The 15178-nt window shown below is 46.2% G+C and carries 14 protein-coding genes; 2 read left to right on the top strand and 12 right to left on the bottom strand.

All coding sequences use genetic code 11. From position 1 onward, the window contains the following. Window positions 1–7 precede the first annotated feature (7 nt). From prpB to LNN34_RS03110, 9 genes are all read right to left on the bottom strand, one after another. Window positions 8–913 (bottom strand): methylisocitrate lyase, encoded by a 906-nt coding sequence (gene prpB, locus LNN34_RS03150; protein WP_229042703.1) that lies wholly within the window; start codon window positions 911–913, stop codon window positions 8–10. Between the two features lie 16 nt (window positions 914–929). Continuing rightward, complete coding sequence (locus LNN34_RS03145; RefSeq protein WP_059293632.1) at window positions 930–2348, bottom strand: bifunctional 2-methylcitrate dehydratase/aconitate hydratase; 1419 nt, start codon at window positions 2346–2348, stop codon at window positions 930–932. Between the two features lie 14 nt (window positions 2349–2362). Next, window positions 2363–3487 carry a citrate synthase gene (gene mmgD, locus LNN34_RS03140; RefSeq protein ID WP_229042701.1) on the bottom strand — a complete coding sequence of 375 codons (1125 nt, stop codon included), beginning with the start codon at window positions 3485–3487 and terminating at the stop codon, window positions 2363–2365. Between the two features lie 31 nt (window positions 3488–3518). Then, entirely contained in the window at window positions 3519–4658 is a 1140-nt protein-coding gene (locus LNN34_RS03135; protein WP_044154656.1) for an acyl-CoA dehydrogenase, read from the bottom strand. A 28-nt stretch (window positions 4659–4686) separates the two neighbouring features. Beyond that, the gene (locus LNN34_RS03130) at window positions 4687–5553 is read right to left on the bottom strand and encodes a 3-hydroxybutyryl-CoA dehydrogenase (protein WP_059293629.1); all 867 of its coding nucleotides are present in this window, start codon (window positions 5551–5553) and stop codon (window positions 4687–4689) included. Window positions 5554–5578: 25 nt separating this feature from the next. Next, a complete protein-coding gene (locus tag LNN34_RS03125; RefSeq protein WP_229042700.1) occupies window positions 5579–6760 on the bottom strand; it encodes an acetyl-CoA C-acetyltransferase in 1182 nt (393 codons plus the stop codon). A gap of 123 nt (window positions 6761–6883) precedes the next feature. After that, window positions 6884–7627 (bottom strand): glycerophosphodiester phosphodiesterase, encoded by a 744-nt coding sequence (locus tag LNN34_RS03120; protein ID WP_229042697.1) that lies wholly within the window; start codon window positions 7625–7627, stop codon window positions 6884–6886. 89 nt (window positions 7628–7716) lie between these two features. Continuing rightward, the gene (locus LNN34_RS03115) at window positions 7717–8337 is read right to left on the bottom strand and encodes an N-acetylmuramoyl-L-alanine amidase family protein (RefSeq protein ID WP_229042695.1); all 621 of its coding nucleotides are present in this window, start codon (window positions 8335–8337) and stop codon (window positions 7717–7719) included. Between the two features lie 22 nt (window positions 8338–8359). Continuing rightward, a complete protein-coding gene (locus tag LNN34_RS03110) occupies window positions 8360–8653 on the bottom strand; it encodes a hypothetical protein (RefSeq protein ID WP_099043402.1) in 294 nt (97 codons plus the stop codon). A 327-nt stretch (window positions 8654–8980) separates the two neighbouring features. Here LNN34_RS03110 and LNN34_RS03105 point away from each other — a divergent pair, with 327 nt between their 5' ends. After that, on the top strand, window positions 8981–9115 hold the full coding sequence (locus tag LNN34_RS03105; RefSeq protein ID WP_024122000.1) for a hypothetical protein: 135 nt from the start codon (window positions 8981–8983) through the stop codon (window positions 9113–9115). A gap of 72 nt (window positions 9116–9187) precedes the next feature. After that, window positions 9188–10306: an NADH-dependent flavin oxidoreductase gene (locus LNN34_RS03100; protein WP_059293833.1), complete on the top strand. Its 1119-nt coding sequence runs from the start codon at window positions 9188–9190 to the stop codon at window positions 10304–10306. A gap of 579 nt (window positions 10307–10885) precedes the next feature. Here LNN34_RS03100 and spo0A read toward each other — a convergent pair. The 3 genes from spo0A to recN form a co-directional block, all read right to left on the bottom strand. Next, window positions 10886–11689 (bottom strand): sporulation transcription factor Spo0A, encoded by an 804-nt coding sequence (gene spo0A, locus LNN34_RS03095; protein ID WP_010334880.1) that lies wholly within the window; start codon window positions 11687–11689, stop codon window positions 10886–10888. A gap of 274 nt (window positions 11690–11963) precedes the next feature. Beyond that, the gene (spoIVB, locus tag LNN34_RS03090) at window positions 11964–13241 is read right to left on the bottom strand and encodes a SpoIVB peptidase (RefSeq protein ID WP_059352386.1); all 1278 of its coding nucleotides are present in this window, start codon (window positions 13239–13241) and stop codon (window positions 11964–11966) included. 174 nt (window positions 13242–13415) lie between these two features. Beyond that, window positions 13416–15146 carry a DNA repair protein RecN gene (gene recN / locus LNN34_RS03085; RefSeq protein ID WP_229042693.1) on the bottom strand — a complete coding sequence of 577 codons (1731 nt, stop codon included), beginning with the start codon at window positions 15144–15146 and terminating at the stop codon, window positions 13416–13418. Window positions 15147–15178 lie beyond the last annotated feature (32 nt).

Here is a 15178-nt window from a genome sequence, read left to right as displayed (position 1 = left end):
GTTCGCATTATTTATCAGGCAAGACGGTCTTGGCAATCGTTTTGTCCAGCGCTTCATAATCATAATAAGAAATCGTTTCATACAGCTCCTTACGCGTCTGCATATCATCAAGCCCTTCTTTTTGCGATCCGCGCTCCCTTATCAAGCTAAACATCCGTTCATAAGCCTTTGCCGCAGCTCTGAGCGAGGTGACCGGATAGATCACCATCCGAAACCCCATAGCAGCAAATTCATCTGCATGATAATACGGCGTTTTCCCAAACTCAGTCATATTGGCAAGAAGCGGGACAGGGATCTGTTCAGCAAACTGGCGAAATTCGTTTTCCGTTTGAAGCGCTTCAGGGAAAATTGCGTCCGCTCCCGCCTCAATGTATGCCAAAGCGCGTTTTATTGCGGATTCAAGTCCTTCCTGCGCTCTTGCATCTGTACGGGCGACAATCACAAGTGATGGTGCCGCTTGTTTCATGGCTTTTATTTTTTGCGCCAATTCCTGAGCCGGGACAAGCTGTTTGCCATTCAAATGCCCGCATTTTTTCGGAAGCTGCTGGTCCTCTATTTGCACTGCTGCCACCCTTGCTTCCAGCATCTCGCGGGCGGTGCGGGCAGCGTTTAATACCCCGCCAAAGCCCGTATCGATATCAACAAGCAAAGGCAGGTCTGCTGCGCGGACAAGATCTTTTGCCCGTTCGGCCATTTCTGCCGACGTAACAATTCCAAGATCAGGCAGCCCCCTGCTGGCCGTATAAGCCGCACCCGATAAGTATAAGGCAGAAAAACCGGCCTCCTTCGCAAGCAAGGCGGCCATCCCGTCATGAGCGCCGGGAATTTGCAATATTTCCGGCGCACACATCAGTTTGCGGAAGCGTTCAGCAAGTTCTTCTTGTGACGATTGCTCATTGACGATCCAAGACAAGATATGAGTCCTCCTTTCACATACAGAACATATCGACAAAATCGTTTACGCGCATCGTTTGTAATGTTTCAGAGCTGGTGCAGCGCTTGTAAATATGTTTTTGCTGTTTCTCTGGAAAATGGGTTTTAAGATTCCCAGAAAACTTTTCTAACAATTTTGGCACAGCCTCGTCTCTTCGAAAACGATGGCCCAGCGGAAATTCACATTCAACCATCTCTGTACTCGTTCCGTCTTTAAAATGAATCTGAACGGCATTTGAAATGGAGCGTTTATCTGGTTTGAGATAATCTTCCGTATATGCTTTGTTTTCAGTCACTTCCATTTTTTCTCGAAGTTTATCTATTCTTGAATCACTTGCCGTATCAGCCTCATAATGCTGTGCAGTGATATCACCGAATATCAAACCAATCGCTGTGATGTATTGCAGACAATGATCGCGATCCGCGGGATTATGCAGCGGGCCTTTTTTATCAATGATGCGGATAGCTGATTCATGCGTTTTGATAACAACACGGTCAATTTCATCGATACGGTCTTTGACATGCGGATGAAGAATGACGGCACACTCTGCCGCTGTCTGGGCGTGGAATTCCGCAGGATAAGAGACTTTGAACAACACATTTTCCATGACATAAGCGTCAAGCGGGCGGGCGAGCTTGATCTCTTTCTTGTTGAATAAGACGTCTTGAAAGCCCCAGCCCGGAGCGGTCAAAGCTGTCGGGTAACCCATTTCGCCTTTTAACGCCATCAGTGCGAGATGAACGCCCCTGCTGGTCGCATCTCCTGCGGCCCACGATTTGCGCGAGCCTGTATTAGGCGCATGCCGGTATGTCCTCAAGGCTGCATTGTCAATCCAAGCATTCGAAAGCGCGTGATTGATTTCTTCCCTCCCGCCGCCCAGCAGCTTTGCGGCTACAGCCGTCGTTGCCACCTTGACAAACAACACATGATCAAGCCCGACACGGTTTAAGCTGTTTTCTAAAGCCAGTACACCTTGAATTTCGTGAGCCTTGATCATCGCTTCAAGGACGTCGCGAACCGTTAATGGCTCTTTTCCTTCAGACAGCCTCACTCTTGATACATAATCAGCCGCCGCAAGAATGCCCCCCAAGTTATCTGACGGATGCCCCCACTCCGCCGCAAGCCACGTATCGTTGTAATCAAGCCAGCGGATCATACATCCTATGTTAAATGCCGCCCGTACAGGATCAAGAACATATGACGTTCCCGGCACTCTGCTTCCGTTTGGCACAATGGTTCCGGGGACAATCGGGCCGAGCAGCTTGGTGCATTCGGGATAGCGGAGCGCTAAAATCCCGCAGCCGAGTGTATCCAGCAAAACGTGACCTGCCGTTGTAAACGCTTCTGAACTCGTAATCTCTTTCTCAAGCACATAGTCTGTTATTTCTTCAATGACATGATCCGTTTTCAGCATTCGCCCCATTCCTTTCATGAGTTGGATTTGTTCTCATATCGCGGACCTGTATAGCGGACACGCGGGCGGAACAAGCGGTTATTGGTATGCTGTTCAATCACATGTGCGCATAAGCCTGCCGTTCTCGCACTGAAAAAGACAGGTGTATACAATGGAATTGGTATACCCAGCATCCAATATACCGGGGCGGCGTAATAATCCAAATTTGGATAAAGCCCTTTTACCCGCTCCATCAGCTGCTCCCCTGCTTCACACATTTCGTATAAACGGTGATCTCCGGCTTGATCGCATAACTGCTGAAGCGCATCTTTCATCATAAGCGCTCTCGGGTCCATTTTTTTCATGTACACCCGGTGGCCGAAGCCCATGATTTTTTCTTTTCTTCTCAGTTTTGATAACAGGATTTGTTCAAAATCAGCCTTTGTTTTTGCCTCCAAAAGCATATACATGACCGCTTCGTTTGCGCCTCCATGAAGATTCCCCTTCAAAGAAGCTACAGCTCCTGTCAATGCGCCATAAAGATCCGATTGTGTTGAAGCGATCACCCTGGCCGTAAAGGTTGAATTCGGCATCTCATGCTCACTGTACAGAATGAGTGAACGGTCAAAGATCCGCTCTTCCAATGCGGACGGTATTTTCCCTGTCATCATGTATAGGAGATTCGCACTGTAGGAAAGGTGCTGAAGCGGAGGAATCGGTTTTCCTTTATTTATCTTTCTATAGCTGCTTGCTGTGAGCGCAGGCATTTTCCCTAAAAGCTGATAGGCGCGCTCCTTGTTTGCAGAAGGCGACCGATCGTCAATTTGGCGGTCGTAGCCGGCAAGAGCCGATACCCCGGTTCGCAGACAATCCATCGGATGAGTATGTTCAGGCAGCAGCTCAAGAAGACGGACAAGGTCAGCCGGCAGGTTTGAAGCGCTGTTGACCTTCCTTTTGACCGTTTCCGTTTCATTTTCATCCGGCAGCCTCCCCTCCAGCAATAGATGCACCAGTTCTAGATAGCTTTTGGTTTTTGAAAGATCAATTAAATCATAGCCTCGAATCAATATCTGGCTGTACTGTGTGTCAAGATAAGAAATATCCGTTTCTGCCGCGACGACCCCGTCCAGACCTGGAGAAAAATGCTGTTTACCATCCATATTCTCAACCTCCGCTTTGCGTTATTATCTGTCAGATTGCGCCAAGCAGGTGCTTGGAAATAATGAGTCTTTGAATTTCATTTGTGCCTTCATAAATTTGTGTTACCTTTGCATCCCTAAGCAGCCGTTCGACCGGATAATCCTTCATATAACCATATCCTCCATAAATCTGGACTGCCTCAAGGGCAGCCTTCACCGCTGAATCGGAAGCAAATTGTTTAGCCATGGACGCTTCCTTTCCGCAGGCCAGGCCGCGGTTATGGAGATCTGCCGCATGATAGACAAGGTGCCTTGCCGCTTCTGCTCTTGTCGCCATATCGGCGAGCTTAAACGATATGCCTTGATTGGCTGCGATAGGCCTGTTGAATTGGACACGTTGTTTCGCGTAAGCAACCGCATATTCCAGGGCAGCCTCTGCGATTCCCAGCGCTTGTGCTGCAATGCCGATGCGCCCCACATTCAGATTCGCCATCGCGATTTTAAATCCATCGCCCTCTTCGCCCAGCAAATTCTCTTCCGGCACTTCCGCATTTTCAAATATCAGCTCTGTTGTATTGGACCCGTGAAGCCCCAGCTTTCTTTCTTTTTTGCCGACTGTAAAACCCGGTGTGTTCTTTTCAACGATAAAAGCCGAAATCCCGTTCCTGTTTTGGCCTGGGGCTGTTAAAGCAAACGTAATATAGAGGTCGGCGGCACCGCCGTTTGTTATGAAAATTTTCGATCCGTTTAAAATATATTTGCCGTTCTTTTTGATTGCTGTGGTGCGAAGGCTCCCGGCATCCGATCCAGAGTATGGCTCAGTCAGCGCAAATGCACCCAAATAGCTGCCTGAGGCGAGTTTCGGTACATATTTCACTTTTTGCTCTTCGTTTCCGAAGTACAAAATCGGATTTGTGCCCACTGAGGAATGAACCGAAAGAATGACACCGACCGCCGCGCTGATTTTAGAAATCTCATGAATGGCCAAAATATAAGAAACAACGTCCGCTCCAGCGCCGCCATACTGTTCCGGCACTGGTATTCCCATCAAGCCGTGTTCACCCATTTTCTTCATTAGCTGAAATGGAAATTCATCTGTTTTCTCCATGACCTCCGCAGCAGGAGCAATTTCTTTTCGGGCAAAATCCCGCACCATCTTTCGCATCATGACTTGCTCTTGGGTTAAATGCAACTCGGCCACCCCCGGATTGGAATTGACTTCAGGTATTCTTCTCCTCGCCGTAATGATAAAAGCCACGTCCGCTCTTTTTGCCGAGCCACCCTGCTTTGACGTACTTACGAAGCAGCGGGCAAGGACGGTACTTGGAGTCTCCAAGCCCGGAGTGAAGGACTTCCATAATCGACAAACACGTGTCCAGCCCGATAAAATCAGCTAATTTCAGCGGGCCCATCGGGTGATTCATGCCAAGCTTCATGACCTGGTCTATTGCGTTTGGCTCAGCTACCCCCTCATAAAGACAATAGATGGCTTCATTAATCATTGGCAGAAGCACACGGTTGGAGACAAATCCGGGAAAATCATTGACTTCCACCGGTGTTTTCCCCATTTTTTCTGCTAATGCCGTAATGGTTAATGCCGTTTCATCTGATGTCGCCAGGCCGCGAATAACTTCAACCAGTTTCATAACAGGGACGGGGTTCATAAAATGCATGCCAATGACGTGTTCTGGACGATTTGTGACAGCTGCAATTTCTGTTATAGGCAAGGAAGATGTATTGCTGGCCAAAAGCGTATGAGCCGGGCAAATATGATCAAGGTTTTTGAACAATTTAGTTTTTGCCGTCATGTTTTCTGCAATTGCTTCAATCACAACATCCGCATGCTGCGCCTCCTCCAGCGCGGGGGAAAGCGAAATGCGGCTGATAACAGCCTTCACTTCAGCTTCCGTCTTTCTTCCTTTTTCAGCAGCGCGGTTCAAATGCTTTTTTATGTGCTGAAACCCCGATTCCGCTGCCTCCGGATTCAAATCATACAGCCGCACATAAAAGCCGGCTTCAGCCGCTGTTTGGGCAATTCCGCTTCCCATCTGTCCGGCGCCGGCTACCATGATATGTTTGATTTCCATTCAAATCCCCTTCTCCGTCAATGTTTTAATGAACTTGAACCAAGACAGCGTCTCCCTGAGCCGCCCCGCTGCAAATAGCAGCAATACCCAGTCCGCCTCCCCGGCGCTTTAATTCGTACACAAGTGTCATCAAAATTCTCGCACCGCTAGCGCCGATCGGGTGGCCCAGCGCAATCGCTCCGCCATTTACGTTTACTTTTTCAAGATCAAATCCGACGATTTTTTCACATGTTAATACAACAGAAGCAAATGCTTCATTGACTTCAAAAAGATCAATATCCTGTAATGTAAAACCGGTCTTTTGGAGCAGCTTGTTTATTGCGTATCCCGGAGCGGCCGCAAGCTCATGCGCTTGCATTCCGGCTGTTGAAAAACCAAGAATGGTTGCAAGAGGACGCTTTCCTAGTTCAGCTGCTTTTTCCTCAGACATTAATACAAATGCTCCCGCTCCGTCGTTGACTCCCGGTGCATTGCCGGCTGTAATGGATCCGTCACTTGAATAAATCGGAGAAAGTTTCGCAAGCTGAACGAGAGTGGTATCGCGGCGAATCGCTTCATCTTTGTCAACAATGTTTGTTTTTCCTTTCCGGCCAAGCCAGCTGACAGGAACAATTTCTTCATCAAACTTTCCTTCATCGGCCGCCTCGGCCGACCGCTTGTGGCTTCGAAGGGCCCATTCATCCTGCTCTTTACGTGAAATTCCATATTCCTTGGCCGCCGTATTTCCGTGAACGGCCATGTGCACTTCATCAAAGGCGCACATTAATCCGTCATAAACCATTAAATCCCTTAGCTCACCGTTACCCATCCGCGCGCCCCAGCGGCCAGCGGGAACAGCATACGGAATATTGCTCATGCTCTCCATGCCTCCGGCAACAAGAATGTCCGCATCATGCGCCCGAATCATTTGGTCACATAGAGTGACAGCGCGAAGGCCGGAGGCGCAAACTTTATTCAGCGTTTCCGATGGCACACTCCAAGGCAGTCCGGCTATACGGGCAGCTTGCCGGGAAGGTATCTGGCCCGCACCGGCTTGGACAACCATACCCATGACCGCGCCTTCCGCCTGATCTCCAGAGACTCCGGCACGCTTTAACGCCTCTTTCATAGCAGCGCCCCCGAGTTCAGCAGCTTTTACTTCTTTTAATGCCCCGCCAAATTTACCAAACGGGGTTCTCGCAGCACTTACAATAACTGTTTTCCTCATAGTGTCACCTCAAATCAGAAGATAGACAGCGCTTACATTTCTTGATGTCTTCTATGAATGTATGCTTTGAAACAGGTATGAATGAATGAAAAAAGAAGGCTGCTCCGGCAGCCTTCTTGAAAACTAATTTCTTCTATTCAATTTCTTAGCGATGGCAAGAGCCCGCTCAGGAAAATCTGTGAAAAGGCCGTCTGCTCCCATTTTCATCAAATACTCCATATCGTCTGGCCGATTGACTGTAAAAGGCCTTACCTTAATCGAACTGTTCCGCATTTGCTGCAGCACTTCATCCGTTACCGCCGGGCTATGCAGCTTTGGGTGGTAGCCGGCTGCCGGAATGGATTTTACATATTGATCAGCCTGATAAAGCACATCTGAGGTCAGCACCGCTCGCTCAATATGGGGTGCCAACCGGCCGCATAACGCTAAGCTTTCATGGTTAAATGAGGACAGAATCGTTCTTTCTTCTATTTTAAATCTCTTTACTGCCTCAAGCACTTTTTCTTCCATTCCTTCATAACGGATCACGCTGTTTTTCAATTCAATGTTAATCAGAAAATCCTTTTTTTCAGCCCACGAGAGCACGTCTTCAAGCAGCGGCACCCTTACATCGCCCACTGTTTGATGATGACCGGCAGCCGCATCCGCAGTCTTCAAGACATCGTACACCGTGTCCTTTACGAAACCTTTTAAGGATGTCGTCCGGTCGAGCCTTTCATCATGAATAACAGCAATACGTCCGTCTTTTGTCAGCTGAACATCAAGCTCTATTCCATCTGCTCCGTCTTCAATCCCTTTTTCAAATGCAATCATTGTATTTTCGGGATAATGACCTGATGCCCCCCGATGGGCAAAAACCTTTGTCATTGTTTCACCTCAAGCCTAAAGTTGCCCGTTTTCTCCATTATACTGATTTTGGCCTTGTCACTCTAGAATTAAGGTTTCTTGTACTCAGACTATTGCGCGTAATAAGAATCGATCCCCGCGACAATCGCGTCTGCAGCTTTTTCCTGATATACTTCACTCCCAAGCTTGTCCGCATCAGAGCTGTTTGTAATAAATCCAAGCTCAGCCAGCACGCTCGGCATTTGTGAATATGTAATGACATAAAAATCCGATTCTTTCACACCCCTGTCTCTTGTTTGCAAGGATGATACCAGCTCTGACTGAATATCCGATGCCAGCCGCTGACTGTTTTCCGCTTCATAATCAGACTGAAAGTACGTTTCCGTGCCTGAAGCGGAGGAAACGCCCGAATTCACATGAATACTGACAAAAAGATCGGCATGGTTTGCACTTGCTTTTGCCACTCTTTCCTCCAAGGTCAGAAAATGGTCATCTGTCCTTGTAGTGACAGGGTTCGCTCCTTCCGCTTTCAGCTCGTCCACAACATGACGAGAGACAGCCAAATTAATATTTTTCTCCAAGAGCCCGTTTCCGACTGCCCCGCTGTCTTTGCCGCCATGGCCGGCATCAATATATACCGTCTTCCCTGCTACCGGCTCTGCCGCTTGCGCACAGGGTGCGAGCATAAAAGCCAATCCGCATATCGCTAAACTCCTCCATAACATTCTCAACGTTTCTCCCTCCGGTCTGTCATTACGAATTCTTTTGCTGCTGAATATCTTCCAGCTGTAAGGTTCCGTTCTCTTTTTTTATATATTTCACCTGGACATTTGTGTGATCTGGCAGATCCTCACAATCATCACGCTTGTCTCTCGGAACTTGTATCATGGTTTCTTCTCCGTTAAGGGAAACAGCGATTGTATGAGGATCGGCCGAGCCAATGTATTTGCCCTCTTCTGTAAACCTCGGAGCTGATTCATCCGCGCTTGCAATACTGCATCCGGAAAGCAGCAGTACAGTAAACAGAAATAGACCAGTTTGTTTCACATGATCACCTCTTCCTGATGTTTGGCTTTTATCTTTGACCAGAATGGCGGATTTGTAAAGCTTGCACAAAAGCCGGTACAACGTTTCCATGATTTTCAAAAGGGCTATCTGACCTGCTGATTTCCTGTTGTTAGAAAGAAAGCAAGCGGATCTGTCTATGAGGATGTCTCTAAAAGAGCAGCATTTTAGAAAAAATTAGCTGAAAGAAGTAACTTTATATTCATTTTAAAAAAAATTGATGAATACGGTGAGCAGATGGTTTGACGGAAGGGTTGGGCAGGCGTAAGCTTTAAAGAATATTTACTTTACAGAAAGAAGTTACAGCTCATGAAAAAATTCGTTCTGCTGCTAGCCGCGGCGGTCATCACTTGCTCCATTGGCCATCAAATCAAAGGCGGCTACAAAAGCCCCGAAAAAGAGCGAAGAAAACCACATTCGGCACTCAAGATATTCAGCCGGTGAAGCAGATTGATTGCATCAAATTTTACATATAGGCTAGAATATGTGCGAATCCAAACGAAAGAAGATGATCTTATGAATCCAAAGTACAAACCGCTCTTTGAATCATTTACATTCCGAAGCGGCGTTACGATTGACAACCGGATCGCGGTTGCTCCAATGACCCATTATTCTTCCAATGAAGACGGTACGATTTCTGAAGCGGAGCTGGACTATATCATCCCCCGTTCAAAAGAAATGGGAATGGTGATTACAGCATGCGCAAACGTCACGCCTGATGGAAAAGCGTTTTCCGGACAGCCAGCCATCCATGACGACTCACATATTGCCGGGCTAAAAAGATTAGCCCAAGCCATTCAAGCACAAGGGTCAAAAGCGATTGTGCAAATTCATCACGGCGGAATTGAATGCCCTGCTGAGCTCGTTCCGAATCAGGATGTTGTCGCGCCAAGTGACGTGTCTGATAACGGTAAACAAATGGCCCGCGCCTTGACAGAAGCAGAGGTTGAAAACATTGTAAAGGCTTTTGGAGAAGCGACAAGACGCGCCATTGAAGCCGGATTTGACGGTGTCGAAATTCACGGTGCAAACGGCTACTTGATTCAGCAGTTTTATTCTCCAAAAACAAATCAGCGCACAGACCGCTGGGGAGGAAGCGATGAGAAACGATTAGCCTTCCCGCTTGCTATTGTGGATGAGGTGAAACAAGCAATTGCCGATCACGCGAAGGGTGCATTTTTAGTCGGCTACCGCCTGTCTCCGGAAGAGCCAGATACACCGGGACTGACAATGACAGAAACCTTCACGCTTGTTGATGCCTTAGTGGAAAAAGAACTGGATTACCTCCATATTTCATTGATGGACGTCAACTCCAAAGCGCGCCGCGGGGCAGACCCGACACGTACGCGCATGGACTTATTGAATGAACGTGTCGGACACAAGGTGCCTCTGATTGCTGTTGGTTCCATCCATTCTGCTGATGACGCGCTTGCTGTGATTGAAAACGGTATTCCGCTGGTGGCGATGGGGCGTGAAATTTTAGTTGATCCTGATTGGGCTGTAAAAGTAAAAGAAGGACGCGAAAAACAAATTGAAACAGTGATAAAAGGGACAGACAAAGAAAAATATCACTTGCCTGAGCCGCTATGGCAAGCGATTGTGAACACACCTGGATGGGTTCCTTATAAAGATTAATTTGACGTGACTGTCTGAATGTTTCGGCAGTCTTTTTTATAAAAAAAGACCCTTAAGAAAGGGTCCTTTTCGTCAATCGAATAGTTTGTGCACATATTTAAATGGCAAAATGAGAAGCTGACCAATTCCTTCGGTTAGAAAATCGAACAGCAGTCCGTCACGTTTTCTGTTTTTCTTTTTTCTCTTTTTCATTTTATGTCTCCTTTATACCTCATATTGCTCTTTTTACTACGAACATACAGCGTAAAGGGTGTCAATCCGTTTTTGACTTTCTGTTTCTCATGGTCCAACCAACGAATATACATACGACCATTGCAGCAAATGAAATGAAGTCAATCAGCATGTCTATTTTGTGTGACTCCACGATGATGTTTGAATTGACACAAAGCGAAAGGATAAATATAGCCATCAACAGCCCGTACTTTTCACACATTTTCGATCACTCCAATCGTATAAACAAATATTCACCCATCTGCCGCATTCATTATAACAGATTTATCCAAAAACAAAACGCCTCCTATTTATCAGCGGAACCAATAAATAAAAGACGTTTGATTTAAGTGCTTTTGCTGATCATGCTTAAGAAGCCTTATGCTCTAATCTCAGCTTGTCTGCAACCATCGCAATGAACTCTGAATTTGTAGGTTTTGCCTTCGTCATGCTGACCGTATAGCCGAACAATGAGGAAATGGAATCAATATTCCCTCTGCTCCATGCCACTTCAATCGCGTGGCGGATCGCTCTTTCTACACGGCTAGCGGTTGTGTTGAATTTTTTGGCGATGTCCGGATAGAGGACTTTTGTAATACTGCCGAGCAGCTCGATATCGTTGTACACCATTGAGATCGCTTCACGCAGATAGAGATAGCCTTTAATATGTGCAGGGACGCCGATTTCATGGATAATGCTTGTGATGCTCGCGTCGAGATTTTTCCTTTTTGGTTCAGGCTGGCTGCTGCGTATAATGCTGCTTTGTGATGACGGTGCGCGATGCGTCACACTGCTGGCATTTCCGCTGACCTGGCGAATATGGCCGACAAGGTTTTCCATATCAAACGGTTTGAGAATAAAGTAGGACGCTCCTAAATCGACGGCCTTTTTCGTGACATCTTCCTGCCCGAAGGCTGTCAGCATGATGACGTTTGGCTGTTTTTTCAGATCGGATTCTCTCAGTCGCTCTAAAACAGCAAGTCCGTCCAAATGAGGCATAATAATATCCAAGACGAGCACATCAGGATCTTTTTCTTTAAATAGCGACAGGCATTCCTGTCCGTTATACGCAACTCCGATGACTTCCATGTCTTCCTGTCCTTCTATATATTCACTCAACAGGCTTACCAGCTCTCGATTATCGTCAGCAACACAAACTTTAATTTTCTCCACGTTTCTTCCTCCCCCAATGTAGTTAACAGGATTCCACCTTGCTACATGTTTATATTCGACAAAACCGCTATATACCCTCTAAAAAAAATCATAACTAACAATAATAGTGGCATATCTTCGTTATTCTATGTTTTTCTCTGTTTTTCGACTAAAAATGAAATTTGACAAATAAGGAAACGTGAATTTGTCGAAAAATCTTCTTTTGTTCATTTTAACGTATGTATGATGAGAAGTGAAGAGGGGGAAAAGCAAAAAACTGCCGGAGATCCGGCAGTCAGCTTGCTTTTTCTTTTCCGTAAATATCGATTCCTGCTTCAGACAGCATCCATTCAATATGCACACCGTAACCGCTTGTCGGGTCGTTGACAAACACATGGGTGACAGCGCCGACAACCTTTCCATTTTGAATGATTGGGCTCCCGCTCATGCCTTGTACAATGCCGCCTGTTTCCTTCAGCAGTCTCGGATCGGTAATTTTCAAGACCATTCCTTTTGTAGCCGGAAATTTTTGCGGTGTCGTGCTGACGATTTCGATATCAAATTTTTCTACCTTATCATCATCAATGACCGTTAAGATTTCCGCAGGCCCTTTTTTCACTTCATTTGAAAAGGCAACCGGCAGCGCCTTATCTGAGATTTTGTTTTTAATCGGCTGATGTAACGTGCCGAAGATTCCAAATGGGCTGTTTCTGTTAATGTCCCCGATCGTTTTGCGTTCAGAGGAAAATCGCGCCAGTTTTTCTCCAGGATTTCCGCCTGTCCCTTTTTCAATTGATGTCACAGTCGATTTGACAATTTCTCCATCTTCCACGACGATTGGTTTTTTCGTATCCATATCGGAGATCACGTGGCCAAGCGCTCCGTATTTTTTTGTTTTCGGCTCATAAAAGGTCATTGTGCCGATGCCTGCGGCAGAATCCCTGATATATAGACCGATTCGGTATTTGCCTTCAGCTTCATCCTTTTGAGGAATCAGCTTTGTTTTGATCTTCTGTTTATCACGTTTGATCAGCAAATCAAGTGACTCTCCGGTGTTTCCCGCTTTTTGAATAAACGGGGCTACATCATTCATTTTTTCAATTTTCTGTCCATTCATCTCAATAATAATGTCGCCTGCTGTAATTCCAGCCGATTCACCAGGGGATTTTTTCCCTTCGCTTGTGTTAATTTGATGAAATCCGACGACAAGGACCCCCACGGAATGAAGTTTGACACCGATGGATTGCCCGCCCGGTATAACTTTTAAATCCGGAAGAACTTGCACTTTTGTTTTTTTGATTGGAAATCCGGCAAGATCATATACTAATTCTGACTGGCCTGATTTTTTGCCTGTGACTTTGATTTCATGCGGGTCTTTCTCAACTGTAAACGCCTCTGATGATTTTTCCTGGGCGTTTACCGATAAACTCGTTTCAATGGCTTGTGTTTGGGTTTCAAATACTCTCATTTGCGTTGGAATCAGTAAATACTCTTTTAATGGTTTGCATAAACCTACACTTAATAACGAAACAAGGAGAATTAAACCTATTGCTTTTCTGATGTTATCCCGCATTCACTACTTCACTCTCCTCGCTCCTACCCCACACCTTCTTTATGAATTGCTGCTACATCATTACTTTTGCCTTCTCAGCCCTTATTTATAACTGTCTTATAAAGAAAAACATTGGATATACTGATGAACGAATGGATGTGTATACAAAAAAATAAGCTGCGCATATCGCGCAGCTTACCCAGTTGTTTTGACTTGATCCGCTTGTTTTAACAGCTCTTTCGCATGGCGTTTCGTCAAGTCTGTAACTTCAACTCCTGCTATCATGCGTCCGATTTCCGTCACCTTCTCTTGTTTAGTCAGCGGCTTTACACGCGTCGTCGTTCTTCCGTCTTTTAATTCTTTCGCAATGTAAAGATGGGTATCGGCCATGGCTGCTACCTGAGGCAGGTGCGTAATGCATAGCACTTGTGATCCCATCGATACTTTGTGAATCTTTTCAGCAATAGCCTGAGCGACCCTGCCGCTTACGCCTGTATCTACCTCGTCAAATATAATCGAGGTTACGTCCTGCTGTGAGGAAAAAATGCTTTTAATGGCAAGCATGACCCTCGACAGCTCTCCGCCGGAAGCGACTTTAGAAAGAGATTTCAGCGGCTCGCCCGTATTGGTGGAAATTAAAAACTTCACCAGATCAATCCCTTGTTCAGTGAGCTGAACAGGCTGTCCGTTTACGACCGGCGCTTCCTCACTGCGGGTCGCCGTTCTGACCTTAAACTCCGTATCGAAAGTCGACTTTTCCATATATAAGCTTTTCAGTTCACGATGGATTTCCTCAGCCAGCTTTTTCGCCCACGTTTTTCGGATTCGGGAAACGTTTGCCGCTTCCACTGCAACATCTTTACCAACCGAATCCAGCTCCTGCTTCAGGCTTTGCAGATGGCTGTCTCTGTTTTCAATTTGATCAATCTCTTCTTCAATTTTAGAAGCATATTCTAAAATATCCTCAACGGTTGCCCCGTATTTCCGCTTCAGCTGCTTGATCTCATTAAGACGAGTCTCAATAAAATTCAAGCGCTCCGGGTCATATTCAAGCTCATCCAGCATATTTCTCATCTGAAATGTAGCGTCCTCTAAAAGGTAGTAGGAGTTCGAAACACTCTCAGAAAGTTTTTGCAGCGGTTCGTTAATATCGGATAAATCTTCAAGCTGAGACGACGCCATTCCGACCCAGTCCAGACCGCCCTGCTCGCTGCGCAGCGCGTTATAAGCATTTTGCAGTGATTCAAATATTTTCTCAAAATTTGAAATTTGCTGGCGCTCTTCTTGCAGCTGCTCATCTTCGTTCAGTTCAAGCTTTGCTGATTCGATTTCTTCCAGCTGAAATTGAATCAGATCAAGCCGGTGTGCCATTTCCTGCTCACTTTCAGAAAGCTGCTTCAGCTTTTTAAGCAGCTTCATGTATCGCTGATAGCCTTCCTGATACGCTTGAAGTGCGCTTTCCACTTCGGCTCCCGCAAACTTGTCCAAAAGCTGAAGATGGTTTTCGTCCTCCATTAACAGCTGGTTATCGTGCTGCCCGTGAATATCTAATAAAAGCCTGCCGATTTCTCTAAGTGACGCAATCGTTACAAGTTTGCCATTAACCCGGCATACGCTTTTTCCGTTCGTGCTGATATCCCTTCTCATGACGATCATTTCATCTGAAACGTCAATCCCCTGTTTAGCACAGACGTCAAAAACGGGATGGCCGCTATCTAACAGAAACAGCCCTTCAAGCTCGGCTTTTGTTTCTCCATATCTGACAAATTCAGATGAACCGCGGCCACCGACCAAAAGTGAAATGGCATCTATAATGATGGATTTGCCGGCTCCGGTTTCTCCTGTTAAAACCGTAAGCCCGCGTTCAAAAGAAACCGTCAGTTCCTCAATAATGGCAAAGTTTTTAATCGATAATTCAGCTAACAAACAGCATTACACCTCTTATCTTTGTTAGATTT

The organism is Bacillus sp. AF23 (assembly GCF_020861455.1).
In the GTDB taxonomy this organism is placed as follows: domain Bacteria; phylum Bacillota; class Bacilli; order Bacillales; family Bacillaceae; genus Bacillus; species Bacillus halotolerans.
This window is presented reverse-complemented; position numbering and strand designations above follow the sequence as displayed.

Excerpts from the sequence above, each read along its gene's own strand:
- LNN34_RS03145 (WP_059293632.1), bottom strand. The coding sequence starts at position 2,348 with ATGCTGAAAACGGATCATGTCATTGAAGAAATAACAGACTATGTGCTT.
- mmgD (WP_229042701.1), bottom strand. The coding sequence starts at position 3,487 with ATGGATGGTAAACAGCATTTTTCTCCAGGTCTGGACGGGGTCGTCGCG.
- LNN34_RS03130 (WP_059293629.1), bottom strand. The coding sequence starts at position 5,553 with ATGGAAATCAAACATATCATGGTAGCCGGCGCCGGACAGATGGGAAGC.
- LNN34_RS03125 (WP_229042700.1), bottom strand. The coding sequence starts at position 6,760 with ATGAGGAAAACAGTTATTGTAAGTGCTGCGAGAACCCCGTTTGGTAAA.
- LNN34_RS03120 (WP_229042697.1), bottom strand. The coding sequence starts at position 7,627 with ATGACAAAGGTTTTTGCCCATCGGGGGGCATCAGGTCATTATCCCGAA.
- LNN34_RS03105 (WP_024122000.1), top strand. The coding sequence starts at position 8,981 with ATGAAAAAATTCGTTCTGCTGCTAGCCGCGGCGGTCATCACTTGCTCC.
- LNN34_RS03100 (WP_059293833.1), top strand. The coding sequence starts at position 9,188 with ATGAATCCAAAGTACAAACCGCTCTTTGAATCATTTACATTCCGAAGC.
- spoIVB (WP_059352386.1), bottom strand. The coding sequence starts at position 13,241 with ATGCGGGATAACATCAGAAAAGCAATAGGTTTAATTCTCCTTGTTTCG.